At 53.0% G+C, this 23,466-nt stretch carries 21 protein-coding genes and 2 pseudogenes; all 23 read right to left on the reverse strand.

Annotated elements, in window-relative coordinates:
• Positions 1–21 precede the first annotated feature (21 nt).
• The gene (locus tag J8G15_RS03915; protein WP_210546255.1) at positions 22–1,218 is read right to left on the reverse strand and encodes a Wzz/FepE/Etk N-terminal domain-containing protein; all 1,197 of its coding nucleotides are present in this window, start codon (positions 1,216–1,218) and stop codon (positions 22–24) included.
• Between the two features lie 3 nt (positions 1,219–1,221).
• Positions 1,222–3,399, reverse strand: a complete 2,178-nt coding sequence (locus J8G15_RS03920) for an SLBB domain-containing protein (protein WP_240538432.1) — start codon at positions 3,397–3,399, stop codon at positions 1,222–1,224.
• A gap of 410 nt (positions 3,400–3,809) precedes the next feature.
• Positions 3,810–5,771, reverse strand: a complete 1,962-nt coding sequence (locus tag J8G15_RS03925; RefSeq protein WP_210546256.1) for a nucleoside-diphosphate sugar epimerase/dehydratase — start codon at positions 5,769–5,771, stop codon at positions 3,810–3,812.
• Between the two features lie 53 nt (positions 5,772–5,824).
• Positions 5,825–6,385 carry a sugar transferase gene (locus J8G15_RS03930; RefSeq protein WP_210546257.1) on the reverse strand — a complete coding sequence of 187 codons (561 nt, stop codon included), beginning with the start codon at positions 6,383–6,385 and terminating at the stop codon, positions 5,825–5,827.
• Positions 6,386–6,470: 85 nt separating this feature from the next.
• On the reverse strand, positions 6,471–6,863 hold the full coding sequence (locus J8G15_RS03935; protein ID WP_240538433.1) for a hypothetical protein: 393 nt from the start codon (positions 6,861–6,863) through the stop codon (positions 6,471–6,473).
• A gap of 89 nt (positions 6,864–6,952) precedes the next feature.
• On the reverse strand, positions 6,953–7,252 hold the full coding sequence (locus tag J8G15_RS03940; RefSeq protein ID WP_210546259.1) for a nucleotidyltransferase domain-containing protein: 300 nt from the start codon (positions 7,250–7,252) through the stop codon (positions 6,953–6,955).
• 62 nt (positions 7,253–7,314) lie between these two features.
• On the reverse strand, positions 7,315–8,259 hold the full coding sequence (locus tag J8G15_RS03945; protein WP_210546260.1) for an SDR family oxidoreductase: 945 nt from the start codon (positions 8,257–8,259) through the stop codon (positions 7,315–7,317).
• Entirely contained in the window at positions 8,256–9,410 is a 1,155-nt protein-coding gene (locus tag J8G15_RS03950) for a glycosyltransferase family 4 protein (protein WP_240538434.1), read from the reverse strand. Before J8G15_RS03950 ends, J8G15_RS03945 begins: the two co-directional genes overlap by 4 nt.
• 96 nt (positions 9,411–9,506) lie before the next feature.
• The gene (locus J8G15_RS03955) at positions 9,507–10,658 is read right to left on the reverse strand and encodes a UDP-N-acetyl glucosamine 2-epimerase (RefSeq protein ID WP_210546262.1); all 1,152 of its coding nucleotides are present in this window, start codon (positions 10,656–10,658) and stop codon (positions 9,507–9,509) included.
• Between the two features lie 53 nt (positions 10,659–10,711).
• Complete coding sequence (locus J8G15_RS03960) at positions 10,712–11,827, reverse strand: capsular polysaccharide biosynthesis protein CapF (RefSeq protein ID WP_210546263.1); 1,116 nt, start codon at positions 11,825–11,827, stop codon at positions 10,712–10,714.
• A 35-nt stretch (positions 11,828–11,862) separates the two neighbouring features.
• Entirely contained in the window at positions 11,863–12,282 is a 420-nt protein-coding gene (locus tag J8G15_RS03965; RefSeq protein WP_210546264.1) for a hypothetical protein, read from the reverse strand.
• Positions 12,260–12,850 (reverse strand): transcriptional regulator, encoded by a 591-nt coding sequence (locus J8G15_RS03970; protein WP_210546265.1) that lies wholly within the window; start codon positions 12,848–12,850, stop codon positions 12,260–12,262. The genes J8G15_RS03965 and J8G15_RS03970 overlap by 23 nt, the downstream gene beginning before the upstream one ends.
• Positions 12,851–12,894: 44 nt before the next feature.
• Positions 12,895–13,938: a polysaccharide biosynthesis protein gene (locus J8G15_RS03975; protein WP_210546266.1), complete on the reverse strand. Its 1,044-nt coding sequence runs from the start codon at positions 13,936–13,938 to the stop codon at positions 12,895–12,897.
• The gene (locus J8G15_RS03980; protein WP_210546267.1) at positions 13,931–14,947 is read right to left on the reverse strand and encodes a glycosyltransferase family 4 protein; all 1,017 of its coding nucleotides are present in this window, start codon (positions 14,945–14,947) and stop codon (positions 13,931–13,933) included. The genes J8G15_RS03975 and J8G15_RS03980 overlap by 8 nt, the downstream gene beginning before the upstream one ends.
• A gap of 5 nt (positions 14,948–14,952) precedes the next feature.
• Positions 14,953–15,828 carry a glycosyltransferase family 2 protein gene (locus J8G15_RS03985; RefSeq protein WP_210546268.1) on the reverse strand — a complete coding sequence of 292 codons (876 nt, stop codon included), beginning with the start codon at positions 15,826–15,828 and terminating at the stop codon, positions 14,953–14,955.
• On the reverse strand, positions 15,812–16,831 hold the full coding sequence (locus J8G15_RS03990) for a bifunctional 2-polyprenyl-6-hydroxyphenol methylase/3-demethylubiquinol 3-O-methyltransferase UbiG (RefSeq protein WP_210546269.1): 1,020 nt from the start codon (positions 16,829–16,831) through the stop codon (positions 15,812–15,814). Before J8G15_RS03990 ends, J8G15_RS03985 begins: the two co-directional genes overlap by 17 nt.
• Positions 16,828–17,796, reverse strand: coding sequence for a glycosyltransferase (locus J8G15_RS03995; protein ID WP_210546270.1), 969 nt, complete (start codon positions 17,794–17,796; stop codon positions 16,828–16,830). Before J8G15_RS03995 ends, J8G15_RS03990 begins: the two co-directional genes overlap by 4 nt.
• Positions 17,793–19,310, reverse strand: a complete 1,518-nt coding sequence (locus tag J8G15_RS04000) for an O-antigen translocase (RefSeq protein WP_210546271.1) — start codon at positions 19,308–19,310, stop codon at positions 17,793–17,795. Before J8G15_RS04000 ends, J8G15_RS03995 begins: the two co-directional genes overlap by 4 nt.
• 2 nt (positions 19,311–19,312) lie before the next feature.
• A complete protein-coding gene (locus J8G15_RS04005; protein WP_210546272.1) occupies positions 19,313–20,410 on the reverse strand; it encodes a DegT/DnrJ/EryC1/StrS aminotransferase family protein in 1,098 nt (365 codons plus the stop codon).
• Complete coding sequence (locus J8G15_RS04010; protein ID WP_210546273.1) at positions 20,407–20,823, reverse strand: FdtA/QdtA family cupin domain-containing protein; 417 nt, start codon at positions 20,821–20,823, stop codon at positions 20,407–20,409. Before J8G15_RS04010 ends, J8G15_RS04005 begins: the two co-directional genes overlap by 4 nt.
• A 25-nt stretch (positions 20,824–20,848) precedes the next feature.
• Positions 20,849–20,974 (reverse strand): annotated as a pseudogene (locus tag J8G15_RS21990) (sugar O-acetyltransferase); the annotation flags it as partial.
• A 228-nt stretch (positions 20,975–21,202) separates the two neighbouring features.
• Positions 21,203–21,301 (reverse strand): annotated as a pseudogene (locus tag J8G15_RS21995) (isomerase); the annotation flags it as partial.
• Between the two features lie 143 nt (positions 21,302–21,444).
• The gene (locus J8G15_RS04020; RefSeq protein ID WP_210546275.1) at positions 21,445–23,403 is read right to left on the reverse strand and encodes an ABC-F family ATP-binding cassette domain-containing protein; all 1,959 of its coding nucleotides are present in this window, start codon (positions 23,401–23,403) and stop codon (positions 21,445–21,447) included.
• Positions 23,404–23,466: the final 63 nt, after the last annotated feature.

The following is a 23,466-nucleotide window of genomic DNA, read 5'->3' on the forward strand; positions in this document are numbered from 1 at the left end:
TATGTTTTTATCTTTATTTTTTTATTGCTGGCTCGACCGCCCTAGAGCCCTGCGCCACGACTGGCCTAGTCGCTGGTATTTTTCTGCGGACTCTGCTGACTGCGCCGCACCGCGAATGGCGCTTCGAATGAACACAAAAAGCAGCAGCACCATGCCCGTGGCAAGGGTCGTTAGAACGGCAATCAGTGCCTTCTTGGGCTTGCTTTTTCGCTCTGGTGGCTGGGCGATGTCAATAACTTGTATGACGGCACCTTCTCTTGCTTCGTCTACTTTGGCCAATTCGAACTGTTTGGCGAACAACTCAAAGAGTGTTTCAAAATATTTCACATTGCGGTAACGTGCAATGTAGTCGGCGTCACCTGAGCTTGGTGGGGTGGTTGTCTTTTCGGCTTTGCTGAACTGCGCTCTCAACGCTCCCAGTTCGGTCAGGGCTTGTTTGAAATCGGGGGCGGATTCGGTCAGGTAGCCTCGCATGCTGGCCAGCTTGACTTCTTGCGCGGCAATTTGAGCCTGCAATTCAGCCACGGCTTTGATAGCTGCTTCAGGGCTTGATTTCAGCGCCGAGCTATTGACGCCACCGGTCTGTAAGGCTTGTTCCGCCTGGGTCAGCTGGTTCTTGGTTTGTAAGAGTTGCTTCTCAAAGAAAACCCTCCGTTGTTGAGCTTCTGTGACGGCCAAGCGAGTCAACATGTCACCCAGCTCTTCAACATAAGCATTGGCAAGTTGGGCACTGAAGGCGGGGTCCGTATCGCTCACCTCGACAGAGATGAGTCCGTCTTTGCCACTAGATATGTTGCTGGCAGCCTGAAGTGTTCCCCGTGCATCAGTTTTTAGCTTCGATTCATAGCGTTCGATCAGTTTGAAACGATCGATCAAGTTGTTTGCGATAGATTCGCTCTTCAGGAAAGCCACGAACTGGTCATTGGGGTTTTTTATCCCCGATGCAGCACCCGCCAGACCACCCAACGCTCCAAGACCAGCCAGCATGGCAGCAGCACCGCTTTGTTGTTGCTGGGGGGGCATAAATACCGTGGCTGCGGTGTAAGTGGGGGCGATCGCAAAGGCAATGCCCAAAGCGGTCAAGCCTGCCAGCAAGGGGGCCAGAACCAGAAGGCGCAGGTTGTCAACCACTACTTGCAGTAGATCCAGCAAGTCGATTTCATCATCTTCAGGGGCAAGCAGGCGTGCACCGCCAGCGAGGTCGTCGTTGGAGTTCATGGCTTACTTGCTGATGGAGTTGATTGCAGCCACGCCCAGACCCAAATTCGCAAAAATCTGGGTCCAGTCTTTGACGACGCGTGTGATGAAGTTGTACCGACTTTCGCGGTCAATTTGGGCGGGCACCACTACGGTGTCACCGGGCATGATGGCGATGGATTCAAAATTGCCACTGAACAGGCCGCTATTGTCTCTACGAGCAATGATGCTGCCGTCGGCGCGCAAGACAAAGGCCTGGTCTGGTTCAGCGTCCTCTGTCAGGCCGGCAGTGCGGATGACATCGCCGACTGTTTTGCCTGGCTTGTAGATGCTGACGTTTTCGTTGTTGACAGAGCCAAACGCAGATACAAAACCGGGGGTAGCGGGAATCAGGATTCGATCACCATCTTCTAGCGTTAAGGCGGGGAGGGCGGCCAGGGTTTGACCGCGGGGGTCGAGTTCCAACGACATACGCCCGTTGCTTTTGAAAGATTTGAGGCGATCGATTTGGCTTTTCAATTGCGCATGCTGTTGTTGTTGAAGGGCTTGGGCCTGTGCGGCACGGTCGCCACTCAGATTGGCTGTGGCGCTGCTGGCTTGCGCCTGAGCTTGTGCTTCGAGTTTTCGAATCAGGCTGTCTAAATTGGATTGCTGGCGTACCTTGACGGTCTCGCGGGTCAACTCGGCACCAAAGAGGTAGGCTTGAGGCGTCAAGCCACCCACTCGCTTAAGAAGTTGGGCCAGTGTTTCGCCTGGCACTGCTTGATAAATACCGGGCACGGCGACTTCACCTTCAACCCGGACCAAATGACTCTTGCGTTCATTAGGCACGCGCAAATCATTTTGACTGAGTATGGTCACCACATCACCTGGCAGCAGCGCCAAGTTATGCGCAGGGTCGCGCTGCAAGACGGCCTTCCCCAAATTAAATGGAATCAATTGACTGCTAAGTTGGCTTCGGTCAAGGCGCTCAATGACCGCGTATTCCCAGTTGATCTGGTCCACCATGCTCTTGATGCGGCTGCCAACCCCTGAACCAGCGTTTTCAGCCAACTCGGAATTCTGAACCAGCAGATTCTTCCGCTTGTAGTAGTCGCCAGTGATCAAAGCGTCGCGCTCGGGGATAAGGTCGAGTATTTTCATGCCCTCAAACCAGCGGTAACGAAGCGGTGCCGCAACCGTTCCCTGAAGGGTGACCGCGTTGGCGAAGGCCGGACTGATGCCAAGCAAGGTAATCACGTCGCCGTCATTCAATCCTTGGTTCAAGCCCTGTGCATCGAGCACGAGGTCTTGCACTTGGCGGGGTGGGTTGCTTAGGGGGTTGATTCGCTCCAGAACAGCCTTTTGCCGTGTTGCCAAAGCGGGCACACCGCCGCTTAGGGACAGTACATCGGCAATAGTGGACGATCCGGGTTTAAGTTCATAAATAGCGGCCTGATCGATGACGCCGGTTAGTGCGACACGTGGGCCGACGGGCGGAATCACGATGACGTCACCAGACATAAGGGGTTGATCGCCCGTCTTGTCGCCGCGCGCTATGAAGTTATACAGGTCAAGTGTGCTGATCGTCTTGCCCGCGCGTTTGAGTTCAATATTGCGCATGGACCCGTTGGCAGTGGGGCCGCCGCTGGCAAACAGTGCGTTCACCAGGGTGCTGAGACTGGAAAGATGAAACGTGCCAGGCTGGGACGCTTGACCGACGACATAGACTTGAATGCCGCGCAATCGACCCATGGTGGCATTGGCTGTGAAATTGGTGAATACCTTGCCAAGCTGGGTTTGCAGTGTCTGGTCCAAATCCCTTACAGCAGTTCCCGCTAAAGTAACCAAGCCAACTTTGGGGAGGTTGACCTGGCCATTGCGGTTAATTGTTAAGTTAGCGTTGAACTCAATAGGCCCCAATACTTGGAGGCGAACTTCATCGCCAGGCCCCAATACATAATCCAACGGTGTAGGAAGCGCGTTGTCTGCTGCGTAGGCTTGGGGCGAGTTGAACAATGCTTGTCCATAAACCGGCAGAATTCGCCCGGTGGACTCCTGCACGAATCGTTGAAACTGGCTGGTTTGCGTGCTAGGCCGAACGCGGGTTGCGGAGGGGCTTTGTGATGATTCTGCCGCGTCAGGCGTGGCGGCCATGGTCTCCATGGTGGTGGGGCTAGACACTGACATCGTACTGGTTGCTGCACCGGAGTTACTCGTCATAGTTCCATTGGAGGGTTGACCCCATCCACCAAAACTTAGGCCTGCAGAAATAATGCCAACAAATACGCGCGCGCGGAAAAGATTTTGGAAATGCATGTGAAATAGAAAAGTTGCCACCAGTGACCGCACTAGTTGGAAAAACTTGGCCCTCCTAGGCAAGCTTTACGACTATCTGATAGCTCAGGCCTGTACTAGTGCAGATGGCAGTTGCGCTGCTCTTTGAGTTTTAAAAATGTTACCCCAGTTACCCGCACTCACTCATTGGCAACACAGCGTTCGTTGAAAAGAGGTAGGTGCATTGACGAAAATGAGCTGTTTTTGGCCATTTTTTGTCGAATGCAATCTCATTTCTCGCAAGAGGTCAAGGGTTTACTCCAAGTTTTTGTAACCTGAGGATAAATGCAGATCAGTCAAGTCAATTCAATTGCCCAAGGTTTTTCATTAGTTTTTTGTGCTAAATGAATCCAATCAACGACAGGATTCTCAGGCTGGTATCCATCTATCAGTACCTTTAGCAAAGTACGAATAGTTGGAACGTCATTCGCGTTTAGAGCGTCCTTCAGCATGTTCATCTGCACCATCAATTCGGGCCAAGGCAAGAAGTCTTCTTGCGCTTTCATAATTCGAGGGTGAGAGGTCGACTGGGGATTATTGCCAATTAACAGCTCTTCATAGAGTTTCTCGCCAGGTCTAAGCGAGGTGACTTCAATCGCAATATCGCCGTCAGGGTTCGCGCTGTCGAGCACGTTGAGGCCTGAAAGCTCGACCATGCGCCGAGCCAGATCAATGATGCGCACGGGTTCTCCCATGTCCAGCACAAACACATCGCCACCCTTGGCCATCGCACCCGCTTGAATGACCAATTGGGCCGCCTCAGGTATGGTCATAAAGTAGCGGGTGATATCTGCGTGGGTTAAGGTGATTGGCCCGCCGTCTTTGATTTGCTGGCGAAACAGCGGCACCACAGATCCAGAGGAGCCTAAAACATTCCCAAAGCGGACCATGGAGAATCGCGTGTTCTGTTGTTTTTCAACGGCAGTCGCCGCCATCGCCTGCAACACCATTTCTGCCAGTCGTTTGCTCGCACCCATGATGTTGGTAGGGCGAACGGCTTTGTCGGTGCTAATCAAAACGAAATCACTGACCCCTTCATCCAGTGCGATCACGGCCGTTGTTAAAGTGCCCAAGACGTTGTTTTTGATGCCTTCAGCCGGGTTGTGCTCGACCATGGGAACATGCTTGAAGGCAGCCGCATGGTAAATGGTGTGTGGTCGCCAAATTCTGATGATTTCGCGCATGCGGTCTTCGTCACGCACCGTCGCCAAAAGTGGAATTAGCTCGGTTTTCGGCCCAGTAGTTTCAATTGAAATCTGCGCCAGTTCTTGATGCACCGCGTAGAGTGCAAATTCACTCATTTCAACAAGCAGGAGTTTCGCAGGACCCGCGTTGATGATTTGCCGACAAAGCTCGCTGCCAATGGAGCCGCCAGCGCCGGTGACCAGGACGACTTTTGTCTCAATGTTTTTTCTGAGCAGGGAGGCGTCCGGTGGAACGGTTTCCCGACCTAAAAGGTCTTCAATGTCTAGCTCACGCAGGTCACTGGTATGCACATGCCCTTGCGCCAGCTCCATTAGACCGGGGAGGGTGCGCACTGCGATGTGAGACCGTCGCGCCATTTCCAATATCTGATTGCGCCGTTGCCGGCGTGCTGAAGGAATGGCCAGCAACACGTCACTCACTTCCAACTTGATCACCAAGTCGGTGAGCCGTGCCGGGTCATAGATGCGAAGTCCGCCAATCTCTTGCCCATGCAGGCGGGGGTCGTCGTCCAGGAAGCCAACAGCCCGCATCTCCATACTGTTTGACATCGCCGCCGCGAGTTGGTGACCGGCTGAACCGGCACCATAAATCAGTACTTTGGGCAGAGCGCTTCGCTTCAAAATGCTGAGGTAAGAGCCGCTAAGAAAGTACCGGGCAATCACACGCGACGCGCCAACTGCCAAAACCAATATGAGAGGTTGCAGAATACCAAGGCTTCGCGGAATACCCGGCAGTGCGAATGCAATCAGTATCGTGGCGTAAATCCCGCCATAAATAAAGATCGCCTTGGACAGGGCCATCAACGCAGCCATGCCCGCGTATCTGAATATCGCCCGGTACAGACCTGAAACTACAAAAATGGGCAGTGCCAAAATCGGTGAAAGCCAAACAGCGAACCACTGGTTGCCCACTGGCAGAACCCAGCTATCCAGCCGCAAACACAACGCGAGCCAAACGGTCACGGTGCAGAGAAAAGCGTCCACACTCAAAGCCAAGAGACGCTTGAGCGGGCGAGGCAAGGCTAGCAGCGGGGCTGCAATTTGGTTGATCATGTAGTGCTTGCTATTTCAGAGCGCATCAGACGAATGGGTCATCCATCGATTGGTTAGTGGGATACGTTGTCACGATTGAGGACTTTGATGAGCGTCATCCAGAGTATGCGAATGTCAAGCCAGATTGACCGAGTACGCAAATAGGCCGCATCCAGTTTGACCTTGTCAGGAATTGGAATTTCATCTCGTCCATTGACTTGCGCCCAGCCGGTAAGCCCGGGCATCAATTCATGAACGCCTTCCTGCGTGCGCAGCTCAACGAGATCATGTTGATTAAAAAGGGCAGGGCGCGGCCCAACAAAACTCATGTCGCCAACCAGAATGCTCCACAACTGCGGCAGCTCGTCCAGACTGCTTTTGCGCAGAAAAGACCCAATAGGTGTCAAGTAGACCTTTGGGTCTGCCAGCAAGTGGGTTGCCACGGCCGGGGTGCCGACCCGCATGCTGCGGAACTTTGGCATTTTGAAAATCTGATTGTTGCGGCCGACACGATCAGACCAATACAGGGCAGGGCCTTTGGAGGACAAGCGCACCAATATTGCAACCAGCATGACCGGGAGCAGTAAACAAATGCATGCCACGGCAGCCAACAAAAGATCAAACGCTCTTTTCATTATTTTTATACCTGAGGCGACACGGTGCAAACCCTTTCCCCAAGTTTTTTCCGTCACCCGCAAAAAGTCTGGTTGATCGCCCGATTCAGGAAGTGGCACCAAGTAGCCGCTCAACTTCGGCCACACACCGGCGGGCCGCAGCCACAAGAGTTGGCACAAATGCATGGCCATTACGCAAGGCGCTGGCAAGCACAACCAAATCCTCTATGTATTCGTGCACCATCTGGTTTCTGAGTCTGCGCATTTCCAACCATCCATCGGAAGACTCGATGAACCTAAACTTTTCTGCTTTGTCGAGATTGTCAATTGCTGGGCCAAGCGTTTCTGCCAAGGCACTCAGTAGCGCGGGTAGCAGTTTTTCGCCTACCGTGTCTTGCAGACGGCCAAAACGGCTAACGAACGCATCCAAACGCTCAGACAGAAGGGGGTCTGTCTCGACCTTTTTGGCCTCTTCGATCGTGAAAAGTTTTGCAAACAAACGACGATCCGTGTCCAACAGGTGTTGGCATTCCTTGGTTGTCACGCGTGACAAAAACTCAAGGCGTGCAGCCAGTGATGCTGATATTTTCAAAGCCGAACTCCTTCTGCACGCGCTATGGCGTGGATGGGTAAACGTAGCAAGTTGGGCGCCTGAACCAATACATCGACTTTTCGACCGTATAGGCATCTTGACACCCGGGCTGCAAGCCGTGCGGAGAGTTGGGCGGGCTCAGCTACAGACTCATCAAGCTCCAGCAGCAGGTCGATATCGCCACCACGCGCGTCATCCAGTACCCGTGAGCCAAACAGCCAGACCCGCGCTGAGTCACCCGCAGTCAGAGATACCTCCCTGCGTATGGCTGCAACTTGTTCGATAGATAGACGCATAGACAAATTTTAAGGCGTTTCGAATACAAAGGAACTCTGCCGGTCGCGCGGCAATCCATGACTCAACTGCCTGCTACCGCTCTGCGCAGGCCTTCGTCTACCGAAATCGGAGGAGTCCAATCCAGCAGGTGACGCGCTTTAGAGCTATCAACCTGCAAATTGCCACATAAACGCTGCACCGCATCCCCTTTGCCCAGCAGGCCAGCCCCAGCTTGCAAAACCCATACAGGGATTGGCAGCAGTCGCGCAGGCACCCCGGCCGCACGCGCCATGCCACGCACCAGCTCGGTGGTGGACAGGTCTTGCCCGTCACTCACCAGAAATGTCTGGTTGGCCGCTTGGTGGTGGGTGATGCAGGTGACGATGAAATCGACCAGATTGTCCAGTGCCACCAGGCTGCGCTGGTTGTGCACCGCACCCAGCGGCAAGGGCCAGCCGCGCTGCACGGCGCGCATGAGGGCGGCAAAGTTGGCCTTGATGCCGGGGCCATACACCAACGGCGGGCGGATGATGACCACCTCCATGCCCGTGTCTGCCGCGAGTTGACGCAAACCATGTTCGGCTTCGTACTTGCTCTGGCCGTAGGCGTCTTGCGGGTTCGGGGCGTCAGATTCTGCGAACGCTCGCCCAGGTGGCGTGGACTCGCCATTGACCTTGACCGAGCTGATAAACAAAAAACGCTTTATCCCTGCGGCTGCAACTTGGCGGGCCAGATTCAATGTGCCCTCCACATTGACGGAGCGAAAAGCCGTTAACGGATCGGCGGCGGTGTCGTGCATGACGTGGACCCGTGCGGCAAGGTGCACCACAGCGGACACGTCTTTAAGCGCAAGTGACCAGTCGGTCGCGGGCTCCAAGTCGCCCGTCACGCGAGGCAGCACTTGTTCTGGCCATTGCCGCCCATCACGGCGCACAGCCACCACCACCCGCTTAGACTCGTCATCAGCCAGCAAGCGCTGCACGACTGCTTTGCCAACAAAGCCTGTTGCACCGGTAACCAAGATCACGCCGTCACCATTGCTTTCTTATACAGGTCTGCAGCTTCAAGCAGCAGCACTTCCAATCGGTCCATCAGTAGCCCGCGACCGAACTCTTTCTGGGCATAAGCACGGCCATTCGCACCAAGCTGCTGCCGTTGATCGACAGGCATGGTTGCCATCTGTAGTACCGCTGCGGCTAGCCCACCCCCATCACCCGCTGCGCACACCAGGCCTGCATTCGCCTCTGTGATGACTTTCGCCCCCTCACCATCGAGCATTCCCAAAAGTGGGACACCCGCCATCAGGTAAGACTGCACCTTGCCCGGGATGGTCATACTAAACACCGGGTCTTTTTTCAACGAAACCAGCAGCGCATCGGCATGCGCGTAAAAAGACGGCATGCGCTCCACCGGAAACCGACCCAATAACAGCACGTTGGCCTGTAATCCACGGCGCAACACCTCTTCTAGAAGCCACTCAGACTTTCGCCCGTCGCCAACAATCAGCCAACGGATAGCGCCGTTGTGTTTCTGGGACTCGGCAGCCTCCAGAACCGCAGGCAAGTCCTGCGCCTCACCAATATTGCCAGCGAAAAGCACATTGAATACACCCTTCAGCACGGGCACCTCAGGTGCTGGCATCAAATCAGATTCATTAAAAACCTCTTCCGCCCAGCTGGGAAAATAACGAATCTTCTGTGCGTCAGAACAATACTTGGCAATGCTCGCCAGAAAGGCGCGCGATTGACCCAGGACCAATGTGCAGCGCTCATAAATAAACTTCACCAAATGCCCGACCCAGCGCAACACCCTCGGTGAGCGCACAACGCCTATGGCAGCCAGTGTTTCCGGCCACAGGTCGAGCGCCCAAAATACAACTGGCGCCCGCTTGATCTGGCCAAGCAAGATAGCTGGCAGGCCCACCGTCACAGGTGATGGCTCAAAAACAAAGATGACATCCGATTGTTGGCCCCGCAACCGCCATGGCCCATATAGGCACGCCCCGATCACAAAGCTCAGGTAATTCAAAAACAGGCGCACGACCCCGTGGCCCCGCGCCAACATGGGAACCCGCCACACCCGTGCTCCGCTGTACTGTTCAAATGCCTTGGGGTTTTTTTCGTATGCGTTAAACACTCGCCCGGCCGGGTAATTGGGAATGCCCGTCAAAACCGTCACACTGTGCCCACGTTGCACGAGCTCTTGCGTGAGATCATTGATCCTGAAATTTTCGGGCCAGAAATATTGACTGACGATCAGAATTTTCAAAATGCTTCAGACGTATTTCTTCCACACCACACGATTCACATAATCGGTGTAGCTGTGGATGATGCGCAGCACCTTGTCAGAGACGTTGGGCATGCTGTAGTCGGCTACCTGACGGATGCCGTGGGGGTCTACCCGACTAGCTCCGCGTGGTTGCGTTGCCAAAATCGCCAGCCCTTGCCGCACCCGCTCAACTTCAAGCCCAACCATCATTACTGCCGCTTCCTCCATGCCTTCAGGGCGTTCGTGAGCCTCGCGCAAATTCAGGGCGGGAAAATTCAAGATGGATGACTCTTCATTGATCGTGCCGCTGTCTGACAGGGTGGCCCGCGCCGAGAGTTGCAGCTTGTTGTAGTCATGAAAACCCAGTGGCTTCAATAGCCGAACCAGCGGATGGAAAACCGCGCCAGTGGCATCAATACGATTTTGCGTCCGCGGGTGCGTAGACACGATCACCGGCAACCCGTAGTCTTGAGCAACAGCATTCAATACCGCCACCAACTTGGTAAAGGCGGACTGCGACTCAATGTTCTCCTCACGGTGCGCGCTGACCACAAAGTAACCCTCAGGCTCCAGGTCCAAACGGGTCAACACATCAGATGCGTCAATGCGCGGGCGGTAATGGGTTAACACCTCAAACATCGGGCTGCCGGTTTTGATCACCAAATCGGGCGGCAACCCCTCGCGCAATAAGTAGTCGCGTGCAATCGTGCTGTAGGTTAGATTGACATCAGCCGTGTGGTCGACGATGCGCCGGTTTGTTTCTTCAGGCACCCGTTGGTCAAAGCAGCGGTTGCCTGCCTCCATGTGAAAAATGGGTATTTTTCGGCGTTTGGCGGGTATGACTGACAAGCAGCTATTCGTGTCACCCAGTACCAGCATGGCTTCGGGCTGCACCTCGGCAAGCACCTTGTCTACCGCAATGATCAGGTTGCCAATAGTGTTGGCCGCGCCCGTGCTGCCTTCTGCACTGTTCAAAAAATAGTCGGGCTTGCGCACGACCAGGTCGTCAAAGAAAACCTGGTTCAGCTCATAGTCGTAGTTTTGCCCGGTGTGAACCAAAATGTGTTCGCAATGGGTATCCAACTGAGCCAACACACGAGAAAGCCGAATAATTTCTGGCCGTGTACCGACCACGGATAAGACTTTAAGTTTTTTCATTATGTCAAAAATAATAGCAGTCCACGCTTGTCAGTAGGGGGCTAGAGGCCTATTTACACTGTACAAGAAAACGTATCCGGGCGCGCTCGGTCAAACACCTCGTTCGCCCAAAGCATAACGACCATCTCATCCGCTCCGATGTTGGTGATGTCATGGGTCCAGCCTGGCACGGTTTCTACGACTACCGCTTGGTCACCGTTTGTCTCCAGCGCATGCTGCTGTCCGGTTTGCATATGCCGGAACTTGAAGAGGGCGCGGCCCTTGATGACAAGAAACTTCTCTGTCTTGCTATGGTGGTAATGTCCACCCCGGGTAATGCCTGGGTGCGCCGTGAAGTACGAAAACTGGCCGCAATCCGGCGTCTTCAACATTTCCACAAATGTGCCACGCGGGTCGGTATGCTGCTGCACCGGGTAGGCAAATAGTTCCGGCGGCAAATAACTGACATAAGTGGCATACAGAGCCCGTATCAACCCTGTCCCCACACGCTCAGTCACCAGCGTGGTTCGGCTGTCCTTGAATGCCTGAATCTGGCGCGCCAACTCACCCACCGTGGTGGTGTACTGCGGTGTGACGGTAGAAAAACCATCTCCATCCAAGGCTGCGTCGGCACCGTCCATCAACTGAACAAAGCGCTCAATCACATCGTCCACATACACCAGCGTGACTGGTGCTGACGGGTCATTGACCTGAATCGGCAGGCTGCGCGCAATGTTGTGGCAAAACGTGGCGACCGCCGAGTTGTAATTGGGCTTGCACCACTTTCCAAACACATTGGGCAGCCGAAAAACATGCACCGCTGCACCGGTGGCAGCACCGTAGTCGCGCACTGCGCCTTCAGCGGCCAGCTTGCTGCGGCCGTAAGGGTTGTCTTGCATGGCCTGCATTGACGAGGCTAGCAGCATGGGCACACGGTTTTTTGCTGCGGTCAAGGCTTCACAAACGGTGTGGGTTAGCCCAGCATTGCCCGTAACAAATTCGGCCGGGTCTTGCGGGCGGTTGATCCCCGCCAGATGAAACACAAAACTGGCTGCTGCCAGCGCCTGCTGCATAGCTTGCTGTGGCGTAGCGCGGGTGATACCTACGACATCCGCGTGGCCCAATTCGGCCAAGCGCAGTTGCAAGTTTTTGCCGATAAAACCATCGGCTCCGGTAATAACAATTGGCATGGTGAATCAGGTTTTTGTTATGGCGGGTAAAGCGGTTATTGCGCCGTCAACGCTTGCACATCAGCAATAAGGCTTGCCGCCAATGCGCAAAGCTCGGTGATGGTCGATTCCTCAACCTCAAGGTAACCCTCATATTCCGCCAAATTCCTTTTCTGATGCGCAGCATCCAGTACACGCCAGCGGTTTGGCGGCCAAGCTATGGTGTGGGCAAGGCATTGAAAGACCGTGTACCGGTTCTCACTGCGGTAACCATGCCAGCGCAAGGCCGCCAAAGCTGCGGCATGGGCGGCGTTATATGCACTGGTAAAACGGCCTTCCAGAGAAAGACTGCCCAACTGTGCGTCAGCCAAGCGCGTGCGGGCCATTTTCAACATGCGGCCAAGCTCAAGCACATTGCGTGGCTCAGCCTTTAATTGACCAATACGGACAAGGTTATCCAGCGCGGGCACACTCATGCGCATCTCCTATCAAGGCAAGCGTCGGCTGCGACAACACGCGGTTGACAAACGAATCGGGCTCTGCGCAACGTCGCTCAAACTCTTCGGGTGAGTAACAGCTTGGATTTATTTTTCGACCTAGCTGCGCCTCTGCCGGCGCTAGGCAAGCCAATACATCGCCCAGCAACAGATTGGTTCCCACAATCATGACATCTATATCGCTTCGTGCGGTATCTGTTTGTTTGGCTACCGAGCCATAGACCCACGCGCCTTGCAGATCGGGCATCAAGGGCGACAGGGCATCCTGCAAAATCGGAACCGTGCCTAGCGTCTTGCGCGTCAGCGCCACCAATTCAGCAAAAACAGGCGCTTGGGGGTTGGCCTGAAAACGACGCAAATTTCCAACCGACGTGGAATCAACCAGCCCCCCAGCGGCCAAACGATTGAGTTCCCGTTGCAAAGAAGCACTGCCCAGGCCCGTGAGTCGGCGCAACTCGTTCAGATGAAAAGCCCGCTCCGGCTGACCAAACAGCCAAATAAAAAGCCGCGACTGACTGTCGGTAAAAAGCGCAGAAATAATAGACATGCCAAATATTAGCATGATCAAGCCAATTATTGGCACAAAACGACTCAATCCTCTGCCAAAGCGTGCTCGCCACGCGCTATGCGTTGCATGAAATCCAGCTTCAGCAGCAGCGTTTTCATGCCCGCCACATCCAGGCGCGTGGTGTTGTGCGAGTTGTAGTCTTCGCCATGTGTGCTTTGAGTCATACGTTGCTCGCCTTGTTCTACGAATTTTGCATAGTTCAAGTCCCGGGCATCAGGCGGCACGCGGAAGTAGTCGCCCATGTCTTGGGCACACGCCATTTCTTCACGGCCGAGCAAGGCCTCGTAAAGTTTTTCACCGTGACGGGTGCCAATGCTGCGCACTTCGTGATCGGGTTTGCCCATCAACTCCAAAATTGCTTGAGTCAGCACGGCCACAGTCGCGGCCGGGGCTTTTTGCACAAAAATATCGCCATTGTTGCCATGCTCAAACCCATACAACACCAAGTCAACCGCGTCGGCCAGTGTCATCATGAACCGCGTCATGGAGGGATCTGTCACCGTAATGGGCTTGCCGGCCAGAACTTGCGACACAAACAGGGGAATCACCGAGCCACGTGAAGCCATAACGTTGCCGTATCGGGTGCCACAAATAACGGTGTTGGTGTCTTCAAGGTTGCGGCTGGCGGCCACCATGACTTTTTCCATCATGGCCTTGCTGATTCCCATGGCATTGATGGGGTACACCGCCTTGTCAGTACTGAGGCACACCACGCGCTTTACGCCAGCCGCAATAGCGGCCTCCAGCACATTCTCAGTGCCTAAGACGTTGGTACGCACCGCCTCCATGGGGTGAAACTCGCACGAAGGTACCTGCTTGAGCGCCGCAGCGTGAAACACATAATCCACCCCCCGCAGGGCTGCTGCCACACCACGAGAATCACGCACATCACCAATATAGAACTTGAGCTTGGGATGGTTGTAGCGCTTGCGCATGTCATCCTGCTTTTTTTCGTCGCGGCTGAAGATGCGGATTTCAGCAATGTCAGTTTCTAGGAAACGCTTAAGAACAGCATTTCCAAAGGAGCCAGTACCACCGCTAATTAAAAGCGTTTTTCTATTAAACATTTCCGTACTTTAAAAAGGCATCAGATCGCATCTTGAGTGAATAATCATTAATCATATTTTTCAAGTAATCATTGTTTACTCGATAATCTAAATAAAGTAAATAAAATTCATTAATTTCATTTGTGTTTCCACGATCTATAACTAAAGGATCGAGAATGACACCATTCTCTCCAATGACATCACTCAGTCCACCCCTATTGGAGTGAATCACCACCATCCCCGAAAAAAATGCCTCAGCAGCAGCAACACCAAATCCCTCGTGTTCAGAGATTTGAAGATACACATGCCCACTCGAAAATCGTTTGTTTTTCTCTTCCTCGGAGATTGGTCCTAATAATTTTACATAGGGATTTAGGTTAATTTTATTTATTAAATCTTCAAGATATCTCTTTCCAGGGCCATTGCTTCCCGCAATATCAAGCGTGGCATCAACCCCAATTTGTCGTAGTAAGCCGACAAGCTTTATCGCCCTATCGACGCCCTTACGCTTTACGTTCGATATCGACCCCATCCAGCACAACGTAAAAGCTGAAAACTGATTTGATTTATGCGGATTAAAAGGTCGTATTACAGGTGCCGGAATAACGACATGATTAACAAAAACAATTTTATCTTCAAGCCAAAAAATACCAAAACATAACTTCTTGAAATTTACCAAATCGTCTGAGCAAGATAACAAAATCTTATTTGCGAAAAGCAAGCATAAGAACGCAATAACTCGTCGATTGAAAAGTCGATAACCTTGCAGAAGAGCCGGTGAAATCTGATCCGCACCACCCGTCAGAAGAACCCGCGAACCGATTAATCTCCCCAGAATCGCCACCACTAAAGATTTGCTGTAAAAATAACCAACAATAATATATGGCCTAAAACAAAAAACTTGTATTAACGAGTTTGTTGCTAGCACCTTAGCGCCGTTTAGTCGTAAGGCGGAAATATCATCACGATAAAAACCTACGCGCTCAAATAAATTAACGTCATCAATAGATGAATATAAACAATATTTCATATTTATCAGTTTTTTAGCGATGATTTTAGAGACTTAAGAGTCATGAAAAATCTTTCTAAATCACGACTAATAATACTTTTAACAAGATGTCGAACATATACCAAAAAAACACCATATAACGGAAGTGAGTAATTTTTACGAATCCATCGTATTTGAGATTCAAGATGCCACGAAAATCTTGTAACTCTCATCTCATTACTACTCGTGCCAGCCACATGAAAAACTATCGCCTCCGGTGCAATAGCAAGTCGAAACCCAGCTTGTCGAATTCGATGACAAAGATCGGCGTCTTCCCAATACATAAAAAACTCAGAATCAAACAGGCCAACCTGCCTCACCGCCGGCACCGACAACAAAATTGAGGCGCCAGTTAACCAGGCATAGGTGGCCTCATTCACTTCCACTTCGAGCATCGTGTAGCGACATGTAAAAGTTAGCGGATGCATCACTGTGCCGGCGTGGTCTACCACGACTCGATTTGGGTCACAAATACGCGCCCCAACCGCACCAACTTTTAAATCCGCTTGGGCGCACGCCAATAGAAACTCCAAACATTGCTCATGAAGTTTGGCGTCATTGTTGACCAACCACACATAGTCAACGCCTTCTGCAAGCGCACGCTCAATACCTGAATTACACCCGACACCAAAACCCGCATTTTTTTCATTACAGACCACTAATGCATCTGGCAACGATGCCTTCAATAACTCTGCCGAACCATCTCCACTGCCGTTATCAACCACGATCACCTTTACACAACGCAGTGTCTGGCGAGCTAAGGCTTGAACAGCCTCAACCGTTAACTCGGGCTGCCGCCAGTTGACCAGTACAGCTGCGACACGCACCTGGCCAATGCGGGGAGCTTCATGGTCGGCATTCAAGTCGAATCTCCTCTCCTGATTTTCGGCCCGAAAACAGGGAGAAAAACCACCCCACCCATGCAGCCAGCTCAATTTCAATTCGTGGAGCACCGTGTGGGTTTAATCCAAGCGCCAATCGTAAACTCTGCGCCAAAATTGTTCCTGAGCGTGCGGTGGTTGTCGCCCAGACGCGCGTAAAGCCAGCATCCCTAGCCAGTTTTTCCAATGAATCCGGTGAATATACAAACAAATGCCGCGGTGGCTCCAGGCCGCGCCAATTAGATGTAAACAAACGATGACCCAACGATGATGCATTTGGCGTCGTGAGAACCATGCGGCCGTCTGACTTCAAGATCCTGAAACACTCTTTAAAATATCCTGCCGGATCGGGCAAATGCTCTATGACATGACTGGCCACAACGGCATCAAAACTATTCGGATCAAAGTCGCAGTCTTCTAACGAACCTAAATGGGCCTCAAGCCCTAGCTTTCTAGCAAGCTCAACACTTACCCCGTCAAACTCGACCCCGACAACATTCCAGCCAAGCCTTCGCAGGCGATCTAGCGTTGCGCCATTGCCAAAACCCACTTCAAGAAGTTTCCCGTTTTGCACACGATCCAACCAATACACCCGCGCGGCTGCGTCGTCCCGTAGTGTTGGTGTGAATTGGATGATCCATCGTCCTATTTTCCCAGCAAGGGTTGGGCAACTAGCATAGCCAAACTTGGCCGCCAAATAGGTATTCACCGCTTGGGTAAAAAGACGTTTGGCGAGGCCTCCGGCAGGCTCTGCAGCATGCGTGTGGTACTGCTCATAGAAGGTTGGAAGTAAGTCAGGCAGCGGAGATGGATCCAACCAATGAAGACCACAGCCGTTACGCGAGCAACGCACCATACGCCAAGCACCTTTGATTGCAAAAAGGTGATCTTCAAGCCCCTCATAGCAAAGCAACCCTTTTGCACCACAAGCCGCGCACTTCAATTTCGGCGTATAGCCCGCAGGGAAAATGGCGCCTCTACTCATTTCACCCCTCGCATTTGACGAAAACGCCGCCAACCCAAAATACCTATCTTTCCGGCAAGCCCATAGACAAGATCTCTTCTGCACAATACACGCCGGCAACGATAAAGATGGATGATTCTTGAGAAAATAGAGTGATCATCAATGGCGCCCATGAATTTATAAAAATCTGCTTTGAAAGCAAGCGATTCCAATAAATATAATTTATCTTTTCTTTCAATTTTTTCTAAGGAATCTTTCCACCAAAGAATATTGGCAAGACGTATTTTTTGATTTTTTTTGAATTGCTGAAAATACAATTCATCAGAACTCATGTTTCGCTGCCAGCTACTCATTGATTTTTCATGGACTCTGTATTTATAGGTTTTCTCTGACGATATCAGAAAACCACCTAAAAGCATTCCACGAAAGCCCATTTGATCATCTTCGTTTGGAATGTCAAAACGCAGTTTTCCAAAGACATCAAACAAAACTTTACGCCATGCACTCCCGTACGGCGGCGCAGGCGGAAAACCTAGCTTAATGGCAAGAAACGGGTCTGTATAAATTTTATCTTGACAATTGATTGTTTTGATTAGTTCCCCCGTCTCATCAATAACATACCCGGCCGTTACACTATGATTTACATCCGGATGACTCAGAAAAATTTGTTCCGCAACTGCGCACCGATTTGGCAATGAAACATCATCGCCCGCCAATGGGATAATGACATCCGAAGTAATTACATTAATGCCACCTTGCAAATTTTCATTGAGTCCTTTGTTATTTTCAGAAAAAATTATTTTCCATTTTCGTTCTAGATTGTGCTGAGCCACATAGGCCAGTATTAAATCCTGGGTTCTGTCTTTTGAACCATCATCTGCAATCACAACCTCATCAGGTGTTCGCGTCTGCAGGCGTATGCCATCAAGGGCTTCTAGGATGAATTTTTCTTGATTAAATGTAATTAATATAATAGCAATTTTCATGGTTTATTGATTATCCCCATTTTCGTTGTAATCCGGTTTGCCAGCGCCCCCAGTCGACCGACTCGACCACTCAGATTGATGATTTTTGAAATTCTTCCAAACGAATAAACGGCAAAGAGCATGGAACCCACCAACGACGCCAAAGGTCCAAACCAGAATTTAACGCTAATGATAAAAACCAATATACAAATACAAAATATGCTGACCAGCAGCGTTGCCACTTGCGAGGTCCACAAGAATCCGATTCGTCGATTCGCCAGCATGAACACTATAGGCAAATAAACCATGTAAGAGATTAAAAATGCGATGCCTGTTGCTTGCAGTCCGATCACTGAGGTAAAGACAGCAATCAGCCCACCCATCAAAATCAAAACCAATGATTCTGTCCAAAAGAACGTCGCCCCTGCGCCGGCCGCGACAATCACAAAGCCCAATGGCCAACTCGCCACCTTAAGTACATCGCCTAACACCTGCCAGCGCAACACGGCTACAGCGGGGGAAAAGTCTGACGAATACAAAAGTTGAATCACCCAAGGAGCCACGCCAATCACGGCGATGAATATAGGCGCGCTGAGCAACAGCGATATTTCTGTTTGTTCATTAACCAAGCGGGTTGCTGCCAATTTGTCAGCCATCACACCCGCCAAGCGGGGGTAATAGTCAGCACCCATGGCCGCCAAAACAAATCCGATGTACTGCATTGATATGGTCCAGGCCGCTTGAAAGTGACCTAACGACTCTGCTCCCAACGTTTGCCCCACCTCCACACGCATCCATAGTTGAACCAATGACCCCACCAACCCAGCCCCCATAAAAGGGACCCCCAGACGCAAGAAAGTTCGCCACTGCTGCGCCACCGCGTCAAAGGAAACAGACTCAACGGTCACTTTGGGCACACGCCCTACAAACCAGTATCCCAGTACAAAATTGACCAACGGACCGGCCACCACAAAGGCAAGCAGCCCGGCCTGCTTCCACTGCCAAAGCACGGCCATACCGAGTACAGTGTTCAACACGGCCCCCAACACACTTAGTAGGGCCATGTCGCCCATGCGGCGCATGCCTTGCAGCAATGCCGTCTGCAATGACGCTGCCACCGATAAAGCAACCCCGAGGGCCAACCAGCCGACATCGCCGGCGTAACTCACCCCACCCAAGACCTTAATCGCCAACACCTCGCGCAAAGACCACACCGCCAACGCCCCTGCACCCGCCAATATCCAGACACCCAAAGAGAGGGACCGCCGCACCACAGCAAGCGTTTGTGCATCTTCTTTGCTCAAGGCCTCTGCAACCTGACGCGTAGCGACTGTCCCGACACCCATAGAGGCCAGGGTTGAGGCTGTCGCCAGCAAAACACTGTAAAGGCTGACAAGACCGATGCCAGCTGGCCCAAGCCACAGGGCTACAAATTTGATACGTACCAGACCGATCAAAATGTTAATGACTGATGCCCCTCCAATGATGGAAGAACTTTTAAGAATACGCCGGTACGACGCAGCTTGTTCAGACACGACTAGGCCAAGGCTTTCACCGCAGTCACCACGGCGTCAAGGGATGCCTCGTTCAACTGCGGCCCTATTGGCAAGCTCAGACACTGATTTGCAATCCGCTCTGCCAAGGGGAATTGGCCCTTGACAAAGCCGGCACTGGCATACGCCTGCTGCAAATGCGGCGCAATGGGGTAGTGAATCAACGTCCCCACGCCAGAGCGTGCCAATGCGTTTTGCAAAGCATCGCGCCGAGGGTGTTGCACCACATATAGATGCCAGGCTGGTTCAGCCCAGATCGGCACAAAGGGTAGAGTCAGACCGGAACCGGTCAAACCTTGTTGATATCGGGCTGCAATGCCACTACGGCGGGCGTTCCATTCATCCAGATGCGCCAGCTTTACGCGCAGGATCGCGGCTTGCAGTGGGTCCAAGCGGCTGTTGTAGCCTTTGATTTCATTGACATATTTCACCCGCGAGCCGTAGTTGCGCAGCACGCCAATGCGATCTGCCAACTGCGCATCGCTGGTCGTAATTGCCCCCCCGTCGCCCATGGCCCCCAAGTTCTTACCTGGGTAAAAACTCCAGGCCACCATATCTCCATGACAGCCCAAGCGCGTGCCTTTGTATCGTGCGCCGTGGGCCTGCGCCGCGTCTTCCAATACACGAAGGCTGTACTTGCGTGCTATAGGCAGAATAGCGTCCATATCGGCGGGCTGCCCGTATAGATGCACAGGGAGAATAACTTTTGTCCGCGAAGTAATCGCCGATTCAATGCGGGTAGGGTCAATGTTGTATGTCCGCGCATCAGGCTCCACTGGCACTGGCGTGGCACCACATTGACTCACCGCCAACCAAGTGGCGATGTAGGTATTGCTGGGAACGATGACCTCGTCCCCTGGCCCTACGTCCATGGCCCGCAATGCCAGGTGCAATGCATCCAGGCCATTTGCAACTCCGATGGCGTGCTCTGCTCCGCAGTACCTGGCAAACTCCCCTTCAAACGCCTCGACTTCCGGCCCCCCGATGTAGTAACCAGACGCCAATGATCGCGCAACGGCTGCGTCAATCTCGGTTTGCAGTTCGCGGTAGGCCGCACTCAAGTCTAAAAACGGAACACTCATAACTTAGCCCGATCAAGCATGAATTCGCTGTAGTCGCGGTAATAGTCATCTTCGTCGTATCTGTTTGAAGCCAGGACCATGCAGACAGAGCCGGATGAAAAATTATCCAACTCGCGCCAGATCATCGGACAGACATACAGGCCGTTGTACGATCGACTAAGATGCACGCGTTTTTTGTTGGCACCGTCATCCAGAACGACATCAAAGCTGCCTGACATCGCAATAATGAGCTGGTGTAGCCCTTTGTGGGCATGACCACCTCGCTCGGCCCCACCTGGCACGTCGTAGAGGTAATAGACACGTTGGATGTCAAAAGGGATTTGCTTTCCCCCTTCGACAAAGGTCAGATTGCCACGGGGGTCAGTGATTTTGGGTAGTTCGATTGTTTTGCAGGCGTCGATGTTGAAAATCATTGGGGTCCCTCGCGTTTCTTTAGATCAATACTTTGGCTGGGTTGCCCACAACTGTGGTACCTGGCTGCACGTCTTTAGTAACCACTGAGCCTGCACCCACGATGGCACCTACACCAATTGTTACCCCGGGCAACAAGGTCGCGCCGCCGCCGATGCTGGCACCGGACTCGATACGTGTCGACAGCCGAGTGAAGTTCACGTTTCCGCTTTGTGGATTTTTGTCGTTGGTAAAGGTAACGTTGGGGCCGATGAAAACGTCACTACCGACGCGAAGACCATCCCACAACTGTGTACCGCTCTTGACCGTAACCCGATCACCGATGACCACGTCATTTTCAATCAAACAGTGGGAGCAGATGTTGCAGTCTTGACCAATTCTTGCGCCAGCAAGCACCACAACAAATTGCCAGATACGAGTATTTTCGCCAACAGCGTTTGATTGAACATCTGAGAGGGTGTGAATGAAGGGCTTGGTCATATTGTGATTGCCATGTCAATAATCTTAGTTAGCTTCGAGCGGGACTTCTGTGCCAATCTATTGGATCGTCTTTCGATGCTGGCTCGTATCATTCCAGGCACCACATTAGGAGCGTGAAAGTTTACTAATTTTTGGCGTATGGCTCACCCCGCCAAGGCCTCAATTTCTCCAGACAGTGCCAGCCACTTTTCTTCCAACTTCTGCAATTCCTCGTTCACCGTGCTCAACCGCTTGCCCAATTCCGCAATCTCGGCGGGGGGGGGCGTTTTGCACAGGTGAGCTTCCAAGGAGGCGCCTTCGGTGTTGAGTTCGGCCATTTTGGCCTCGATCTCTTCCAGTTTGCGTTTGAGCGAGCCTGAGGGTGCGGGTTTGGCCTTCGTTTTGGCTTGCGCGGCGGCTTCAGCTTGGGCTTTCCGTTCGGCTTTGGCGGCGGCGCTGTTGGCCTCTTTGATGGCTTCGCGTTGGCGTTTGGCTTCGTCCAGCAGGTAGCGCTGGTAGTCGTCGAGGTCGCCGTCGAAGGGTTCGACGCCGCCGCGGGAGACCATCCAGAATTCGTCGCACACGGCGCGCAGCAGGGCGCGGTCGTGGCTGACCAGCATCACGGTGCCTTCAAATTCATTCAGCGCCATGGCCAGTGCTTCACGGGTAGCCAAGTCCAGGTGGTTGGTGGGCTCGTCAAGCAGCAGCAGGTTGGGGCGCTGCCAGACGATCATGCACAGCACCAGGCGGGCTTTTTCACCACCGCTCATGCTGCCCACGGCTTGCTTGACCATGTCGCCACCGAAGTTGAAGGTGCCCAGGAAGCTGCGCAGGTCTTGTTCGCGGGTGGCTTGGCCGGCGATTTTTCCGGCAGCCGTCAACTCCTTGACGAGGCGGATCATGTGCTCCAGCGGGGTGTCCGCAGGGCGCAGCACGTCCAACTCTTGCTGGGCAAAGTAACCAATGTTGAGGCCTTTGCCCTCGGTCATTTCGCCGCCAATGGCTTGCAAATCACGCGCCACGGTCTTGACCAGGGTGGATTTGCCCTGACCATTGGCACCCAGAATACCGATGCGCTGACCGGCCAGCACCGATTTGCTGACGTTTTGAACGATGACGGTGGGCGGCGTGCCCTCTGGCGCATCTTCTGGCGCGGGGTAGCCAAAGCTCACGCCCTGCATGGACAGCATGGGGTTGGGCAAATTGGCGGGTTCTTTGAACTCGAAGGTGAAGTCGGCGTCGGCCAGCAAGGGCGCGATTTTCTCCATGCGGTCCAGCGCTTTGACCCGGCTTTGAGCCTGCTTGGCCTTGCTGGCCTTGGCCTTGAAGCGGGCGATGAACTTTTGCAGGTGGGCAATTTTGTCTTGCTGCTTGGAGAATGCGTTTTGTTGCAGCTCCATCTGCTCGGCGCGCATGTCTTCAAACTTGCTGTAGTTGCCGCCGTAGCGCACCAGTTTTCCCGCGTCAATGTGCAGTGTCACGGTGGTGACGGCATCCAAAAATTCCCGGTCGTGGCTGATGACGACCATGGTTCCTTCATATCGTTTGAGCCAAGCCTCCAGCCAAACCAGTGCGTCCAGGTCCAAGTGGTTGGTGGGCTCGTCCAGCAAAAGCAGGTCAGAGGGGCACATCAGCGCGCGGGCCAGCTGCAGGCGCATGCGCCAGCCGCCGGAAAAGCTGTTCACCGGGTTGGTGAGTTCGGTGGTTTTGAAACCCAAGCCCAAAATCAGGGCTTGGGCGCGGGCGGGCGCGTCGTGGGCGCCGGCATCTTGCAGGGCCATGTAAGCGTGGGCCATGCGGTCATAGTCGTCGGTGGCCTCTGACGCGGTGACTTCCTGCTGTGCTGCCAGCAAGTTGGTGTCGCCCTCGACCACGAAGTCTGTGGCGGACTGGTCCGTTTCCGGCATGTCCTGCGAGACCTGGCCCATTCGCCATTGGGTCGGAATGTAGTACTCACCCGCGTCTTCGTGCAGATTGCCATTGAGCAAGGCAAACAAAGAAGACTTACCTGCGCCATTGCGTCCCACCAGCCCGACTTTTTCTCCGGGGTTCATGGTGACGGTTGCGCCGTCCAATAAGACTTTGGCGCTGCGGCGAAGGGTGACGTTTTTAAGAGTAATCAAGGGAATCGTTTCAGTTAGAGAGGGTGAGGGGCGGTCGGTGCCACTGCGGTAAGTCGATTGCTG

It is taken from the genome of Rhodoferax sp. PAMC 29310, from assembly GCF_017948265.1.
Lineage (GTDB): Bacteria > Pseudomonadota > Gammaproteobacteria > Burkholderiales > Burkholderiaceae_C > Rhodoferax.

Excerpts from the sequence above, each read along its gene's own strand:
- J8G15_RS03915 (WP_210546255.1), bottom strand. The coding sequence starts at position 1,218 with ATGAACTCCAACGACGACCTCGCTGGCGGTGCACGCCTGCTTGCCCCT.
- J8G15_RS03920 (WP_240538432.1), bottom strand. The coding sequence starts at position 3,399 with ATGACGAGTAACTCCGGTGCAGCAACCAGTACGATGTCAGTGTCTAGC.
- J8G15_RS03925 (WP_210546256.1), bottom strand. The coding sequence starts at position 5,771 with ATGATCAACCAAATTGCAGCCCCGCTGCTAGCCTTGCCTCGCCCGCTC.
- J8G15_RS03930 (WP_210546257.1), bottom strand. The coding sequence starts at position 6,385 with ATGAAAAGAGCGTTTGATCTTTTGTTGGCTGCCGTGGCATGCATTTGT.
- J8G15_RS03940 (WP_210546259.1), bottom strand. The coding sequence starts at position 7,252 with ATGCGTCTATCTATCGAACAAGTTGCAGCCATACGCAGGGAGGTATCT.
- J8G15_RS03955 (WP_210546262.1), bottom strand. The coding sequence starts at position 10,658 with ATGAAAAAACTTAAAGTCTTATCCGTGGTCGGTACACGGCCAGAAATT.
- J8G15_RS03960 (WP_210546263.1), bottom strand. The coding sequence starts at position 11,827 with ATGCCAATTGTTATTACCGGAGCCGATGGTTTTATCGGCAAAAACTTG.
- J8G15_RS03965 (WP_210546264.1), bottom strand. The coding sequence starts at position 12,282 with ATGAGTGTGCCCGCGCTGGATAACCTTGTCCGTATTGGTCAATTAAAG.
- J8G15_RS03970 (WP_210546265.1), bottom strand. The coding sequence starts at position 12,850 with ATGTCTATTATTTCTGCGCTTTTTACCGACAGTCAGTCGCGGCTTTTT.
- J8G15_RS03975 (WP_210546266.1), bottom strand. The coding sequence starts at position 13,938 with ATGTTTAATAGAAAAACGCTTTTAATTAGCGGTGGTACTGGCTCCTTT.
- J8G15_RS03980 (WP_210546267.1), bottom strand. The coding sequence starts at position 14,947 with ATGAAATATTGTTTATATTCATCTATTGATGACGTTAATTTATTTGAG.
- J8G15_RS03990 (WP_210546269.1), bottom strand. The coding sequence starts at position 16,831 with ATGAGTAGAGGCGCCATTTTCCCTGCGGGCTATACGCCGAAATTGAAG.
- J8G15_RS03995 (WP_210546270.1), bottom strand. The coding sequence starts at position 17,796 with ATGAAAATTGCTATTATATTAATTACATTTAATCAAGAAAAATTCATC.
- J8G15_RS04005 (WP_210546272.1), bottom strand. The coding sequence starts at position 20,410 with ATGAGTGTTCCGTTTTTAGACTTGAGTGCGGCCTACCGCGAACTGCAA.
- J8G15_RS04010 (WP_210546273.1), bottom strand. The coding sequence starts at position 20,823 with ATGATTTTCAACATCGACGCCTGCAAAACAATCGAACTACCCAAAATC.